12 protein-coding genes are annotated in these 13,957 nt (G+C 72.4%); 8 read left to right on the top strand and 4 right to left on the bottom strand.

What is annotated here, in order from left to right:
• Positions 1 to 54 precede the first annotated feature (54 nt).
• Positions 55 to 624, bottom strand: a complete 570-nt coding sequence (locus tag ACVCAG_RS06740) for a methyltransferase (RefSeq protein ID WP_440082501.1) — start codon at positions 622 to 624, stop codon at positions 55 to 57.
• Positions 625 to 873: 249 nt separating this feature from the next.
• On the opposite strand from ACVCAG_RS06740, the gene ACVCAG_RS06735 reads away from it, so the two are divergent.
• From ACVCAG_RS06735 to ACVCAG_RS06725, 3 genes are read left to right on the top strand one after another with little or no spacing between them, the layout of a single operon-like run.
• Complete coding sequence (locus ACVCAG_RS06735) at positions 874 to 4,998, top strand: Pls/PosA family non-ribosomal peptide synthetase (protein WP_447189587.1); 4,125 nt, start codon at positions 874 to 876, stop codon at positions 4,996 to 4,998.
• Between the two features lie 25 nt (positions 4,999 to 5,023).
• Positions 5,024 to 6,316 carry a M1 family aminopeptidase gene (locus ACVCAG_RS06730; RefSeq protein ID WP_440082499.1) on the top strand — a complete coding sequence of 431 codons (1,293 nt, stop codon included), beginning with the start codon at positions 5,024 to 5,026 and terminating at the stop codon, positions 6,314 to 6,316.
• Between the two features lie 54 nt (positions 6,317 to 6,370).
• The gene (locus ACVCAG_RS06725) at positions 6,371 to 6,685 is read left to right on the top strand and encodes an L-rhamnose mutarotase (protein WP_440082498.1); all 315 of its coding nucleotides are present in this window, start codon (positions 6,371 to 6,373) and stop codon (positions 6,683 to 6,685) included.
• A gap of 137 nt (positions 6,686 to 6,822) precedes the next feature.
• Here ACVCAG_RS06725 and ACVCAG_RS06720 read toward each other — a convergent pair whose 3' ends face one another.
• Positions 6,823 to 7,254, bottom strand: coding sequence for an ester cyclase (locus ACVCAG_RS06720; RefSeq protein ID WP_440082497.1), 432 nt, complete (start codon positions 7,252 to 7,254; stop codon positions 6,823 to 6,825).
• A gap of 540 nt (positions 7,255 to 7,794) precedes the next feature.
• On the opposite strand from ACVCAG_RS06720, the gene ACVCAG_RS06715 reads away from it, so the two are divergent.
• The 4 genes from ACVCAG_RS06715 to ACVCAG_RS06700 all read left to right on the top strand — a co-directional run bounded on the left by ACVCAG_RS06715 (position 7,795) and on the right by ACVCAG_RS06700 (position 11,050).
• Entirely contained in the window at positions 7,795 to 8,439 is a 645-nt protein-coding gene (locus ACVCAG_RS06715) for an SRPBCC family protein (RefSeq protein WP_440082496.1), read from the top strand.
• Between the two features lie 23 nt (positions 8,440 to 8,462).
• Complete coding sequence (locus ACVCAG_RS06710) at positions 8,463 to 9,632, top strand: alcohol dehydrogenase catalytic domain-containing protein (protein ID WP_440082495.1); 1,170 nt, start codon at positions 8,463 to 8,465, stop codon at positions 9,630 to 9,632.
• A 140-nt stretch (positions 9,633 to 9,772) separates the two neighbouring features.
• A complete protein-coding gene (locus ACVCAG_RS06705) occupies positions 9,773 to 10,207 on the top strand; it encodes a DUF2809 domain-containing protein (RefSeq protein WP_440082494.1) in 435 nt (144 codons plus the stop codon).
• A gap of 33 nt (positions 10,208 to 10,240) precedes the next feature.
• Complete coding sequence (locus tag ACVCAG_RS06700) at positions 10,241 to 11,050, top strand: DNA-formamidopyrimidine glycosylase family protein (RefSeq protein ID WP_440082493.1); 810 nt, start codon at positions 10,241 to 10,243, stop codon at positions 11,048 to 11,050.
• Between the two features lie 76 nt (positions 11,051 to 11,126).
• Here the strand turns inward: ACVCAG_RS06700 and ACVCAG_RS06695 are convergent, their stop codons facing one another.
• Positions 11,127 to 11,981: a tryptophan 2,3-dioxygenase family protein gene (locus tag ACVCAG_RS06695; RefSeq protein WP_440063507.1), complete on the bottom strand. Its 855-nt coding sequence runs from the start codon at positions 11,979 to 11,981 to the stop codon at positions 11,127 to 11,129.
• 149 nt (positions 11,982 to 12,130) lie between these two features.
• On the opposite strand from ACVCAG_RS06695, the gene ACVCAG_RS06690 reads away from it, so the two are divergent.
• Positions 12,131 to 12,556 (top strand): AsnC family transcriptional regulator, encoded by a 426-nt coding sequence (locus ACVCAG_RS06690; protein ID WP_440064739.1) that lies wholly within the window; start codon positions 12,131 to 12,133, stop codon positions 12,554 to 12,556.
• A 94-nt stretch (positions 12,557 to 12,650) separates the two neighbouring features.
• On the opposite strand, the gene ACVCAG_RS06685 is transcribed toward ACVCAG_RS06690, so the two are convergent.
• Positions 12,651 to 13,931, bottom strand: a complete 1,281-nt coding sequence (locus ACVCAG_RS06685) for an alpha/beta hydrolase fold domain-containing protein (RefSeq protein WP_440082492.1) — start codon at positions 13,929 to 13,931, stop codon at positions 12,651 to 12,653.
• Positions 13,932 to 13,957 lie beyond the last annotated feature (26 nt).

Raw genomic sequence — 13,957 nt, 5'->3', positions numbered from 1 at the left:
GCCCCTACCGGGGCCCACCCCCGAGCGGGCCGACCTGCCGACACCGCGTCCCGTCTACGGGCCCTCCGGGGCCTTGCCACCCTGCGGCCGGTGGCACGGACCCGAGCGCGGGGCCTCGTAGGCGCGCGGGCGGGGCCACCAGCCGGGCACCGCCGCGCGGTATCTCTCGTAGTCGGCGCCGAACGTGCGGCGCAGGGTCGGCTCCTCGTACCAGCGGACGAACGCGACGACCGGCACGGCCACGGCGACGGCGTACAGCAGGAGGACCGGGCGGCCCAGCAGGAGCACCTGCCCGACGATGATCGCGAGGACCGCCACGTACATCGGGTTGCGGACGTGCCCGTACAGCCCGCCGACGACCAGGTGCTCGGTGGGGGCGATCGGGGCGGGGGTGCCGAGGCCCTCCACGACGAACCGGACGAACGCCCTGACCAGCACCGCGGTCCCGGCGAGGGCGAGTGCCGCGCCGACGAGGCGCAGTGACACCGTGATCCAGGAGGGTGCCGCGGGCAGGAGGTCCCCCGCCTCCCAGCGGGTGATCCACCAGGGCAGGAGCCCGGCGACGGTGCCCGGCGCCAGTGCGAAGAAGATCGTGGTCCCGACGGCGGCGGGCGTCCTGCGCATCGCGTCACACTCCCCTGTCGTGGCCGCCGGAGGCGTACGGCCGTCACCGGAGACGATTAATTCATTGTGCGTTGAGTTTAGTTCGAGCCGGAGGGGCGTCAACGGCGTGACGCCCCCGCCTGGCCATCCGGGTGAAAGGTGCCCGAAAGGGAAGGTTCATGGGGGTATGACGGCATGGGTGAATCGCGTTAACCCCGTGCACGTAGGCTGTCCCGGGCTCACAGGGGCGCCGTACACATGGGGGAGACAGTGATTCCGTTACCAGCCGACACCGGCACACCGTCGCGAGCACTCCTGCCGGGAGGTCCCGCGCCGCAGGCCAGGACGTTGCTGGACATTCTCGATCAGACCACGCGACGTCATCCTCACGCACTCGCCCTGGACGACGGGCGGACCCGTCTCGACTACACCGGACTGCGGGCCGAGGCGGGCCGGATGGCCCTGGAGCTGCGAGCGGCCGGGGTCGGGCGCGGCGACCGGGTCGGGGTGCGGATCCCCTCGGGCACCGTCGGCCTGTACGTCGCGATCGTCGCCGTGCTCACCGCCGGGGCCGCCTACGTCCCGGTGGACGCCGACGACCCCGACGAGCGGGCCGAGCTGGTCTTCGGCGAGGCACGGGTCCGCGCCGTCATCGGTGACGGCGGGAAGATCGCCCCCTACGGCGACCCGTACGAGCGTCTGGGCGCCTCCTCTCCCGGCGACGACGCGGCACGCGGGACCGGCCACGGCGGGCATCCCGGCGATCACGCCGCCGAATGTGAGATTCACCACCCCGGCACCCCGGACTCCGGCCCCGGGCGCCCCGTTTCGAAGCCCCCGTCCACCGGCGGGTCGGAACTCGACTACGCGGCGGAGCTGCACGGCGCGGGCCCGCGCGACGGGCGCGGCGGCGGCGCCCCCTGGAGCACCTTCGCGGCGGTCTCCCCCACGGCCCGCGGTGGGGAGGTCAGGGACAGGGAGCGGGAGCGGAACCGGGGCAGCGGCCGGCCGGGTCCCGAGGACGACGCGTGGATCATCTTCACCTCCGGGTCCACCGGCAGGCCCAAGGGCGTCGCGGTGACCCACCGCAACGCGGCGGCGTTCGTGGACGCCGAGGCGCGGCTGTTCCTCACCGGGGAGCCCATCGGGCCCGGAGACCGGGTGCTGGCGGGGCTGTCGGTGGCGTTCGACGCCTCCTGCGAGGAGATGTGGCTGGCCTGGCGGCACGGCGGCTGCCTGGTGGCGGCGCCGCGCGCGCTGGTGCGCACCGGCATGGACCTGGGGCCGTGGCTGCTGGACATGGGCATCACGGTCGTGTCGACCGTGCCGACCCTGGCGGCGCTCTGGCCGGTCGAGACGCTCGACGACGTACGGCTGCTGATCTTCGGCGGCGAGGCGTGCCCGCCGGAGCTGGCCGAGCGGCTGGCCGTGCCGGGGCGCGAGGTGTGGAACACCTACGGCCCGACCGAGGCGACGGTGGTGGCGTGCGCGGCGCCGCTGACCGGGGAGGGCCCGGTGCGGATCGGGCTGCCGCTGGCGGGCTGGGACCTGGCCGTCGTCGGCAAGGACGGCGAGCCGGTGGCCATGGGTGAGACCGGCGAGCTGGTCATCGGCGGGGTCGGGCTCGCCAGGTACCTGGACCCGGTCAAGGACGCCGAGAAGTACGCGCCGCTCGGCTCGCTCGGCTGGGAGCGCGCCTACCGCAGCGGTGACCTGGTGCGGGCGGAACCCGAAGGGTTGATCTTCGTCGGGCGGGCCGACGAGCAGATCAAGCTCGGCGGGCGCAGGATCGAGCTGGGTGAGGTGGACGCGGCGCTGCGGGCGCTGCCGGGGGTCGCCGGGGCGGCGGCGGCGGTCCGCACGACCGGCGGCGGGCACCAGCTGCTCGTCGGCTACGTCGTGCCCGGTGAGGGGTTCGACCAGGAGGACGCCAGGGACCGCCTCCGCCACTCCCTGCCCGCCGCGCTGGTCCCCAGGATCGCCCTGGTGGACGAGCTTCCGACGCGCACCTCCGGGAAGATCGACAGGGACGCCCTGCCCTGGCCGCTGCCCAAGAAGGCCGGGACGCCCGACGCCGGGGTGCCGAACGTCGACCCGTGGGTGGCCGAGTGCTGGACGGACGTCCTGGGCGGCACCGAGGGTGACTTCTTCGCCGAGGGCGGCACCAGCCTCGCGGCGGCCCGGCTGGTCTCGGCGCTGCGGACCCGCTACCCGGCGGTCACCGTCGGCGACGTCTACGACAACCCGACGCTGCCTCAACTGGGCAGGCACCTGTCGGCGCTCGACGCGCCGGAGGTCGTGACCACCGACCGGATCGTCACGCCGATGCCGCGCCGCGCCGCGATCGCGCAGGCGGCGCTCACCGTGCCGCTGCTCAGCGTTGGCGCGCTGCGCTGGGTGGTGGCGCTGGCCGCGCTGAACAACCTGGTGGGCCTGCCCTGGGCCCCGGTCGTCTCGTGGTGGTGGGTGCTCGCGGGCGCGCTGCTGTTCGTCAGTCCGGCGGGGCGGATCGCGCTGGCCGCGGGCGGCGCCCGGCTGCTGCTGCGCGGCCTGAGACCGGGCACGTACCCCAGGGGCGGCGGCACGCACCTGCGGCTGTGGTTCGCCGAGCAGCTCTCCGAGCGGCTCGGGGTGGGCGAGGTGTCCACCGCCCCGTGGCTCACCCACTACGCGCGGGCGCTCGGCGCCCAGGTCGGCGACGACACGGACCTGCACTCGATGCCGCCGATCACCGGGATGCTCAAGCTGGGCCGGTACGCGGCCGTCGAGCCCGAGGTCGACCTGAACGGCTACTGGATCGACGGCGACCAGGTGCGCGTCGGCGAGATCAAGATCGGCGCCTCCGCCACGGTCGGCGCCAGGACGACCCTCTTCCCCGGCGCGAAGATCGGCAAGAACGCCCAGGTCGCGCCCGGTTCGGCGGTGGCGGGCTCGGTGCCGTCCGGGGAGCGCTGGGCGGGCGTGCCCGCGAGCCGGATGGGCAAGGCCCGTCCGCCGTCGGCCGGCCGCCCGCCGCGCTCGTGGCACTGGGCGACGGCCTACGGGCTGTCCGCGCTGGTCCTGAGCGCCTTCCCGGTGATCGCCGCGCTGCCCGGCCTCGCCGTCCTGCTGCGCGGCGGCGCGCCCTCCCTGACGTCCGTCCTGTACGGGGTGCCGGCGGCCACCGTCGCCTCGACGGCCACCCTCGCCCTGCTGACCGTGATCTCGGTTCGGCTGCTGTCCGCCGGCCTGCACGCCGGGCAGCACCCGGTGCACAGCCGCCAGGCCTGGCAGGCGTGGGCGACGGGCCTGCTGATGTCGATGGCGCGGGTCTGGCTGTTCCCGCTGTACGCGAGCATGGTCACCCCCGCCTGGCTGCGCGCCCTGGGCATGAAGGTCGGCCGGGACGTGGAGCTGTCGACGGTGCTGGCGCTGCCGTCGATGACCTCGGTCGGCGACGGCGCCTTCCTCGCCGACGACACGATGGTCGCGCCGTACGAGCTGGAGGGCGGGCGGCTGCGGGTCGACCACGTGCGGATCGGCAAGCGCGCGTTCCTCGGCAACTCGGGAATGACCGCGCCGGGGCGCAAGGTGCCCAAGGACGGGCTGGTCGCGGTGCTGTCGGCGGCGCCGAAGAAGGCCAAGGCGGGCTCGTCGTACCTGGGGATGCCTCCGGTGGAGCTGCGCAGGGCCGCCGAGGAGGGCGACCGGAGCCGCACCTACGACCCGCCGCCGAGGCTGAGGTTCGCCCGCGCCGCGGTCGAGGTGTGCCGCGTGGTGCCGGTGATGTGCACGGTCGCGGTGGCCGTGCTCGTCGCGGCGGCCCTGGAGTGGCTGGCGGGGGCGTACGGCTTCGCGGCGGCGGCGGCCCTGTCGGGCGTGGCGGTGCTGGGCGGCGGGGTGCTCGCCGCGGCGACGGCGACCGTGGCCAAGTGGGTCCTGGTGGGCCGGATCGCGGTGGGCGACCGGCCGCTGTGGAGCTCGTTCGTGTGGCGCAACGAGCTGGCCGACACCTTCGTGGAGGTGCTGGCCGCGCCCTGGTTCGCCCAGCGCTGGCTGGGGACCGCGCCGCTGAACCTGTGGCTGCGCTCCCTGGGGGCCCGCGTGGGCCGGGGGGTGTGGTGCGAGACCTACTGGCTGCCGGAGGTCGACCTGGTCAGCCTGGGCGACGGGGCGACGGTGAACCGGGGATGCGTGTTGCAGACCCACCTGTTCCACGACCGTGTGATGAGCATCGATACTGTCGTCATGCGGGACGGCTCCACCCTCGGACCCCACGGGGTGGTCCTGCCCGCGGCGACGATCGGGGAGAACACCACGGTCGGACCGGCGTCCCTGGTGATGCGCGGCGAGTCCGTGCCCGCCGGGACCCGCTGGTTCGGCAACCCGATCGCGGCGTGGGCCCGGCGGGGATAGCGCACGAAGAACAGAGGAAGCCGGTGTGACCCTGAGCACGACCTCCATCCCTCAGCTGTACTTCCCCATGCACGGCGACGACGGCTACCGGGTGGAGCACTACGACCTGACCCTCGACTACCGGGTGACCCCCAACCGCCTGGGCGGGGTGGCCAGGATCTCCGCGGTCGCGCTGCGGCGGCTCACCCGGGTCGCCTTCGACCTCGGCGCCCTCCGGGTGAGCGGCGTGCTGGTCGACGGCGCGCCGGTGCGCTTCACCCATCGCGGGGGCAAGCTGCACCTGTCGCCGCCGGGGCTGCGGCCCGGCCGGTTCACCGTCGAGATCCGCTACTCGGGCACCCCCCAGCCGGTGAGCAGCCACTGGGGCGGGCTCGGTTGGGAGCAGCTCACCGACGGCGTGATCGTGGCCAGCCAGCCGATCGGGGCGCCCTCGTGGTTCCCGTGCAACGACCGGCCCGACGACAAGGCCACCTACCGGATCTCGGTCACCACCGCCTCCGCGTACCACGTGGTCGCCAACGGGGAGCTGACCTCCAAACGGCGGGCGGCCTCGACGACCACGTGGGTGTACGAGCAGGCCGAGCCGATGGCCTCCTACCTGGCGAGCGTGCAGATCGGCCGCTACCAGCAGGCCGAGCCGAGCCCGGGGATGCGGCTGGTCTTCCCCACCAGGTTCGCCTCGCGGGTGCGCCACGACTTCGAGCGCCAGGGCCGGATGATGGAGGTCTTCCGCGAGCGGTTCGGCCCCTACCCGTTCGGCTCCTACACGGCGGTGGTCGTGGACGACGAGCTGGAGATCCCGGTCGAGGCGCAGGGCATGTCGATCTTCGGGGTGAACCACGTGGACGGCAGGCGGGGCGAGGAGCGCCTGGTCGCCCACGAGCTGGCCCACCAGTGGTTCGGCAACAGCCTGACGGTGGCCGACTGGAGCGGCATCTGGCTGCACGAGGGGTTCGCCTCGTACGCGGAGTGGATCTGGTCGGAGAGTTCCGGCGGCCTGTCATCCGATGACCACGCGCAGCGCTGGCACCGCCGACTCTCCGCGCTCCCCCAGGACTTCGTGCTGGCCGACCCGGGGCCGCGACGGCTGTTCGACGACCGGGTCTACAAACGAGGCGCGCTCACCCTGCACGCGCTCCGCCGCACCGTCGGCGACGAGTCCTTCTTCGCGCTGCTCAGGGAGTGGACGGCCGGGCACCGCCACGGGACCGTCACCACCGGCGCGTTCACCGCGCTGGCCGCGGGCCGCACCACGCGGCCGCTGGACGAGCTGTTCGCCGGCTGGCTGCGGGACCGCCGCCTGCCCGCCCTCCCCTGACCTTCACACATCGGATGACTGCTATAACGGTCTACAACTTCGTGGAGGTACGGCATGCGCGTCGCGTTGCACACCCGGGTCAAGCCGGGCAGGGAGTCGGAGTACGACCGGGCGCACCGGGAGGTGCCCGCCGAGCTGACCGAGGCCATCAGGAGGGGCGGCGCGCACGAGTGGACGATCTGGCGCAGCGGCCAGGACCTGTTCCACGTGATCGACTGTGACGACTACGAGGCGCTGCTGTCGTCGCTGGCGGACCTGCCGGTGAACATCACCTGGCAGGCCAGGATGGCCGAGCTGCTGGAGGTCGTGCACGACTACTCCGGGGAGGGCGCGGGCAAGGGCCTCCCGGCGGTGTGGCGGCTGCCCTGACGCCTTTCCGGAAAGCCCGAGGCCTCCCCTCGGGAAGGCCGGAGGCGCCCCGGGACCCCTCCGGATCTCCGGAAGGACCTGAGGCCTGTCCGGTCCGGATTCCCGGGAGGACCTGAGCCCCTGTCAGGGAAACGAGGTCACGCCGGCTCGGTCGCGAGACAGAAGCCCAGCTGGTTGTACAGCTCCAGCTGGTCGTAGTAATCCCGGTGAGTGACGACCTTGTCGTCCTCGATCGTGCACAGGCCGCACCCCCGAAAGATGATCTTACGGCCGGTTCCCTCCGCCACGTGACCGTCGGGCAGGAGGAAGGACCCCGTGTGGGTGCCCGTGAACGTCCACTCGGTGACGGCGGGGTCGCTGCAGTGCACCTTGTACCAGGGGGTGACGTGCATGTCCGGGAAACCTTCCAGCAAATGCTGGTAGTACCAGAAGATCTGTTCACGACCTTCGGCGATGCCCGCCGGTGTGACGAAGACGGCGTCCTCGCTGTAGAAATCCATCAGCTTGTCGATTTTATGCTCGTTGAGCGCGTCGAACAGCCTGTCTTTGATATCGCGAGCATCGGGCATGCCGTACCTCCCTGGCCGTCAGAACCACGGTATAACCGATTTTTTGGCAGCGGAAGGGTGGCGGCGGCATCCGCCACGAAGCCAGGGCACACGCACTGAGCAGCGACGATGTGAAGCACTTCGGAGGATCGCGGCGGGCTACGATACCCCTGAAGCCCGGAACCTTTCAAGGCACGGTCATCCCAGAATCGGCAAACACATACCCCTCGAACCGGCGGCGGATTTCCAGAGAATCCCTCATCGGCCACATCGGGCGGGCAGCGCGACGGTCTTTCATTGAATTCGCCTGAGGTGATCGTAGAACGATGTTTTGACGATGATGGCCGGCCGGTGACCCGGGCTGATCGGGCGGCACGGAACTTGAACAGATATCTCCCCCCGCCTCTTTTCCGTGCCCGGCATTGATGACAGCCTGAAAAGGCCGGATTTCTCACCGCACGCCGGGCATGGTCGCGGCGGGCCGAACGCCGGAGAGGCCCCGGGCGACCGGAACGGCCCCGGCGGGTGGGGCCGAGGGGCGGCCAACCCTACGGAGGCGAAATGAGCGGAAAGAACGATCGCACGACCAACCGGCTCGCCCGCGCGCTGGGCTGGGCAGGTCTGGGGCTGGGGCTGGGATACGCCGCGGTACGGATGAACCGGCACCGCCCGGATCGAGGGCGCGAGGGCCCGATGAGCCTGCGCGCGGCCATCACGATCAACCGTCCTCGCCCGGAGGTGTACCGGTACTGGCACGACTTCGAGAACCTTCCCCGCTTCATGACGCACCTGGACTCGGTGGAGACGACCGGCGACGGGCACTCGCACTGGAAGGCGAGGGGGCCCCTGAAGCCCGTCGAGTGGGACGCGGAGATCGTCGAGGACAGGTCCGACGAGCTGATCGCCTGGCGGTCCCTGCCGGGCGCCCTGGTCGGCAACAGCGGTTCCGTGCGCTTCGCCGACGCCCCCGGCGGGCGCGGCACGGAGGTGCGGGTGAACCTCGCGTACGACCCGCCGGGCGGCAGGGCCGGCCTGGCCTTCGCCAGGATTCTGGGCGAGCATCCCGAGCAGCAGGTGCGCGACGACCTGCGCCGATTCAAGCAGGTCCTGGAGACCGGTGAGGTGGTCCGCTCGGAAGGCAGCCCGGAGGGCACCCGCGCGCTGCGGCAGGCCATGCAGCGTCCCGCCCAGCCCGTGCCGCTCTGAAGCCGTGACGTGAGGAGAATCCCATGAAGGCCAACTGCTGGATGGGCCGCAACACCGTCGAGGTCCGGGAGGTTCCGGATCCCAGGATCCTGAACTCCCGCGACGCCGTCGTCCGTATCACCTCGTCCGCGATCTGCGGCTCCGACCTGCACCTCTACGACGGCTACGTCCCGACCATGAAGAAGGGCGACATCCTCGGCCACGAGTTCATGGGCGAGGTGGTGGAGGTGGGCCCGAAGGTGACGACCCTGAAGGTCGGCGACCGGGTGGTCGTGCCCTTCCCGATCGCCTGCGGCAACTGCACCTCCTGCGAGCACGGCATGTTCTCGGTGTGCGAGAACTCCAACCCCAACGCGGGCATGGCCGAGAAGCTCATGGGTCACACCCCCTCGGGCATCTTCGGCTACTCCCACATGCTCGGCGGCTATCCGGGGGGCCAGGCCGAGTACGCGCGCGTGCCCTTCGCCGACGTGGGACCGATAAAGATCGAGGACGACCTGCCGGACGAGAAGGTGCTGTTCCTGTCCGACATCCTGCCCACCGGCTGGATGGGCGCGGAGATGTGCGACATCAAGCCCGGCGACACGATCGCCGTGTGGGGAGCCGGCCCCGTCGGCCAGTTCGCGGTCGCCAGCGCCTACCTGATGGGCGCCGAACGGGTCATCTGCATCGACCGCTTCCCCAACCGGCTGAGGATCGCCGAGCGCGCGGGCGCGGAGACGCTCAACTACGAGGAGGTCGACGTCCTCGACGCGCTGCGGGACATGACCGCCGGCCGCGGCCCGGACGCGTGCATCGACGCCGTGGGGATGGAGGCCCACCACCCCACCCCCGCCATGTACGCCTACGACCGGGTCAAGCAGGCGACCCGGCTGGAGACCGAACGGCCGTACGCGCTGCGCGAGGCGATCATGGCCTGCCGCAACGGCGGGATCGTGTCCGTGATCGGCGTCTACGGCGGCGTGCTCGACAAGTTCCCGATGGGCTCCCTGATGAACCGGTCACTGACCCTCAGGAGCGGTCAGTGCCACGTCCAGCGCTACCTGAAGCCCCTGCTGGCGAAGATCCGCGACGGGGACATCGACCCCAGCTTCGTGATCACCCACCGCATGCGGCTCGAGGACGCCCCGCGCGGCTACGAGATGTTCAAGAACAAGCAGAACGACTGCAACAAGATCGTCCTGACCCCGTAGCCGGCGCTCCGTCACCCCGGCCCACGGTGGGCCGGGGTGACGGAGCGGAACCGGCGGTGACGAGGGCGACGGGAGCGGGTGCTGGGTACGGGCGGCCGGGAGCACGGCTCGCGGAGCGGCGTGGTCGCTATCGTGGGCGGGTGCCTCCCGTCCCCGGTGACCACCCGCCCCGCGTCCTCCGCACCCGCCTGCTCGCCGTGCTCGCGGCGCTGGTGACCGTCGCCGCCGGGCTGACCGTCCGCGCGGTCACCGGCGGCTGGTTCGGCAAGTACGCGGGCGACGCCCTCTACACCGTGCTCGCGTACGCGCTGGTGGTGCTGGTGTGGCCCCGGGTCACCCCGGTGCGGGCCGCGGTCGGCGCGCTGGCGTTCAGCTGGGCGGTCGAGCTGGCCCAGCTGACGCCGGTTCCCGCCGCTCTCTCCGAGGCGAGCGTGGTGGCCAGGCTGGTGCTCGGCAGCACGTTCGGCGCGGCCGACCTCGTGGCGTACGCGGCCGGGGCCGTCCTCGCCGCGTCGGCCCACACCCTGGTCGGGCGCCGTTCCCGGCGGCGGGAACGGGCGTTCGCGGCGCCCTGAGCATCGCCGGGCGGATCATATGATTTTCAGACCATGCCTGAAGGACACACCATCCATCGCCTGGCCGGAGAGCACCGGCGGGCGTTCGGCGGGCGGGCCGTGCGCGCGGAGAGCCCGCAGGGGCGGTTCGCCGCCGGGGCCCTGCGGATCGACGGCCGGGTGCTCACCGAGGCCGACGCCCACGGCAAGCACCTGCTGCTGGGCTTCGACGACGAGCGCTGGCTGCACGTCCACCTCGGCATCTACGGCAGGTACACCTTCGGCCAGGCACCCGTGCCCCCGCCGACGGGGCTGGTGCGCCTGCGGCTGAGCAACGCGGGCGAGTACGCCGACCTGCGCGGCCCCAACACCTGCGAGCTGCTCGACCCGGCGGGCAAGGCGGCGCTGCACGCCAGGCTCGGGCCCGACCCGCTACGGGCTGACGCCGATCCCGAGGTCGCCTGGCGGCGGATCAGCCGCAGCCGCGTCTCGGTCGGGGTCCTGCTGATGGACCAGTCGGTCGTCGCGGGCGTGGGCAACATCTACCGGGCCGAGGCGCTGTTCCGCCAGGGGATCGACCCGTCACGGCCCGGCCGCGCCCTCACCCACGGTCAGTGGGAGGCGATCTGGGCGGATCTGGTGCTCCTGATGGCCGAGGGCGTCCGGGTGGGCCGCATCGACACGGTCAGGCCCGAGCACACGCCGGAGGCGATGGGCCGCCCGCCCCGCGTCGACGGCCACGGCGGCGAGGTCTACGTCTACCGGCGCTCCAGCATGCCCTGCTTCCTGTGCGGCACCGAGGTCCGCACGGAGGTGCTCGCCGGGCGCAACCTCTTCTGGTGCCCGGTCTGCCAGGTCGGCTGACCTCCGCGCGGGCCCGGGACATCGAAGCGAGGCGAGGTCCCCGAAACCGGCACCGGCACCGGCACCGGAGAGTGCCTCACATCAGCGTCCTGGCCGTCCAGAGCTCGGGGAAGATCTCCCGCCGCATGCTCCGCTCGAGCCAGCTCAGGCCGCTCGACCCGCCGGAGCCCGGCTTGGCGCCCATCGAGCGCCGTACCGCCATCAGGTGCCGGTAGCGCCAGTCGGAGAACTGCTCGGCCAGGTCGGTCAGCGCCTCGGCCAGCGGCGCGAACGGGCCGCCGTAGACCTCGACCCAGACCGCCTCGACCTCGGGGTCGGGCCCGTACTCGGCGGCCGGGTCGCGATCGAGCACCGAGCGGGGAACCGCGTGGCCCGCGCGGGCGAGGAAGGCCAGGACCGAGTCGTAGAGGCTCGGCCGGTGCAGCGCCTCCACGAGTTCCTCGTACGCCTCGGGGTTGCGGCGGTGCGGCCGGATGAGCGCCTCGGACTTGTTGCCGAGCAGGAACTCCACGTGGCGGTAGAAGGCCGACTGGAAGCCCGAACCCTCGCCGAGGGCGTCGCGGAAGGAGTTGAACTGCGCGGGGGTCAGCCAGCTCAGCGCGGCCCAGGCGGCGTTGAGCGCCTCGAAGTGCCGTACGGTACGCCTGATCGTCAGGGTCGCGGCGGTGACGTCGTCCGCGTCGAGCTGCCGCTGGGCGAGGCGCCACTCGGTGCGGAGCAGTCCGAAATAGAGCTCCATCACCTGGGTGGTGACCAGGAACGGCAGCTCTTCCGGGACGTCGGTGACGGTGCGCTGGAGCCCGTGCAGGGTGGCGGTGCCCACGTAGTCGTCGTAGGGCGTACCGGTTTCGAAGCCCAGCGTCGGCAGCCCCTCGTTGGCCTCGGCGCGCGCCTTACGGTCCTGCTCCGTGAGCTGCTTGATGCCGGTCATCACTCCTCCTTCGTCGGTCTACCTCCATGGTGGTCTGTATCGGTCTGTACGGAAATAATGGGAGAAAGGTAATTATTGGATTGGGCCTTCGGAACGGAAGGCATCGAGCGGATCAAGTTACGACGTGACGGAGCGTGACCGTGGACGCGATGGACTGGGCGTTGCTGGCCGAGCTGCAGGGCGATGCGCGACTGTCGTACAGCGAGCTCTCGCGCCGGGTGCACCTGTCGGCTCCGGCGGTGGCGGAGCGGGTGCGGCGGCTGGAGGAGACCGGGGTGATCACCGGCTACCACGCCCGGATCGACGCGGCGCGAGCCGGGCGCGGGGTGGCCGCCCTGATCAGGATGTCGTGCTACGGGCCCCGCTGCGTGCTCCGCGACGAGCAGGCGCTGGCCTGGCCGGAGATCCTCGAGGTGCACCGGGTGACCGGCGACGCGTGCTGCCTGCTGCGGGTGGCCGCCTCCTCGATGACGGCCTTCGAGGAGATGATCGACCGGCTCGCTCCGTACGGTCACCCGTCGAGCATGATGGTGCTGTCCAGCCCCGTCCCCTGGCGCCCGCTGTCCCCCACCTGAGAAGCCTTCCGAGAGTCCTCTGCCGGGGCCTTCGAGAGGGCCTTCGCCCGGCGAACCCGCCACCATCGGCGGAGGGCCCGCCGGCGGAGGCGGGTCAGGAGGGTCTGCGGTGCTCGGCGACCGCCCCGGCGGTGGCCCGCCAGATCGGTGACGCGGGATCGATGACGTCGAAATGATCGCCCGACATCTCGAGATACGTCACCTGGTCGCCTGACTCCTGGGCGGCTCGCGCGTAGCGGCGCCCGAAGTCGACCAGGTCCAGGTCGTCCCCGCCGCCCTGCACGATGAGCTGGGGCACCCCGAGGGGGAGCCGTTCCAGCGGCCCGGAACGCCGGTAGGCCGCGGGCGCCTCGGCGGCGGATCCGCCGAGCGCGACGGCGACCGCGCCGGAGCTCATGTGCCTGCGGTCCCCCTCGGCCAGGTCGAGTACCCCCGCCAGCGAGACGGCCAGGGTGATCCGGTGGTCGTCGGCGGCGGCGCGGAGGGCGAGTTGCCCGCCCGCCGAGTGGCCGATCACCACGAGCGGCCCCCGGGCGCTCTCCGCCGCGAGGGCGACGCCCCGGGCGACGTCCGAGGTGGTCGCGTCCCAGCCGTGCAGGTCGGGGCGGCGGTATTCGAGGTTCCAGGCGGCGAACCCGCGCTCGGCGAGGTCGACGGCGAGCGCGTCCATCAGGTCCGCCCCCCAGATGGACCGCCAGAAACCACCGTGCAGCAGCACCGCGGTGGGCGTCCGTTCCCCGGTCCCGCGCGCCGCCGTCACCGCGGGCGCCTGCCCGCCGGCCTCGTACGGCGGCGCCCCGGCGGGTGTCTCACGCGGCGGAACCGAGGCGGGCGCCTGACCGGCGGACCCGTACGGGAGGCGCACCTCCGCCCACTGGTCGGGGTGGTCGCCATAGGCGATCCGGTGCGCGGGCCGGCGCAGGCGGTGCACGGCGTGCCTGATCGCCCAGGTCAGCCCCCAGACCCCCCGCCCGTGTATGTGGGTTCCCGTCGTGCTCCTCGTGCCGCCCGTGTCCACCGCACCGCCCGGGGACCCCGCGCCACCCGCGAACGTCGCACCGCCCGCAGAGCCCGTGCCGCCCGCGCCGTCCACGGAGGCGGGAAGCGGGGCGTCGGCCTTCGTCAGGTCGAGCCAGACCGCGTCGGGACGCTCGGCGAACAGGGCGCGGGCCTCCGGATCCGGGCCGGGCAGGACGACCAGGACGTCCGGTGACTCCAGCCCCGCCCGGAAGCCGGACAGGTCCGAGGCCGCCGACACCGTCCCGCTGACGCCGAGAGCCGCGAACTCGCGATCGGCCACCTCGGTGAGCAGGCGAAGGTCCGCGACCAGCCCGGGACCGGTGAGCACCAGCACATGCGAATTCGGAGGAAACATCCGATTATTCTGCCCCATTACGCCAT

This window comes from Streptosporangium sp. G12 (assembly GCF_052983175.1).
The sequence above is the reverse complement of the archived record's forward strand: the minus strand, read 5'-3'. Positions and strand labels throughout refer to the sequence as shown.

Bases quoted from the DNA above. Each gene is read 5' to 3' on its own strand.
- ACVCAG_RS06740 (WP_440082501.1), bottom strand. From the start codon at position 624: ATGCGCAGGACGCCCGCCGCCGTCGGGACCACGATCTTCTTCGCACTG.
- ACVCAG_RS06685 (WP_440082492.1), bottom strand. From the start codon at position 13,931: ATGTTTCCTCCGAATTCGCATGTGCTGGTGCTCACCGGTCCCGGGCTG.
- ACVCAG_RS06715 (WP_440082496.1), top strand. From the start codon at position 7,795: ATGAGCGGAAAGAACGATCGCACGACCAACCGGCTCGCCCGCGCGCTG.
- ACVCAG_RS06690 (WP_440064739.1), top strand. From the start codon at position 12,131: ATGGACTGGGCGTTGCTGGCCGAGCTGCAGGGCGATGCGCGACTGTCG.
- ACVCAG_RS06720 (WP_440082497.1), bottom strand. From the start codon at position 7,254: ATGCCCGATGCTCGCGATATCAAAGACAGGCTGTTCGACGCGCTCAAC.
- ACVCAG_RS06695 (WP_440063507.1), bottom strand. From the start codon at position 11,981: ATGACCGGCATCAAGCAGCTCACGGAGCAGGACCGTAAGGCGCGCGCC.
- ACVCAG_RS06710 (WP_440082495.1), top strand. From the start codon at position 8,463: ATGAAGGCCAACTGCTGGATGGGCCGCAACACCGTCGAGGTCCGGGAG.
- ACVCAG_RS06700 (WP_440082493.1), top strand. From the start codon at position 10,241: ATGCCTGAAGGACACACCATCCATCGCCTGGCCGGAGAGCACCGGCGG.
- ACVCAG_RS06725 (WP_440082498.1), top strand. From the start codon at position 6,371: ATGCGCGTCGCGTTGCACACCCGGGTCAAGCCGGGCAGGGAGTCGGAG.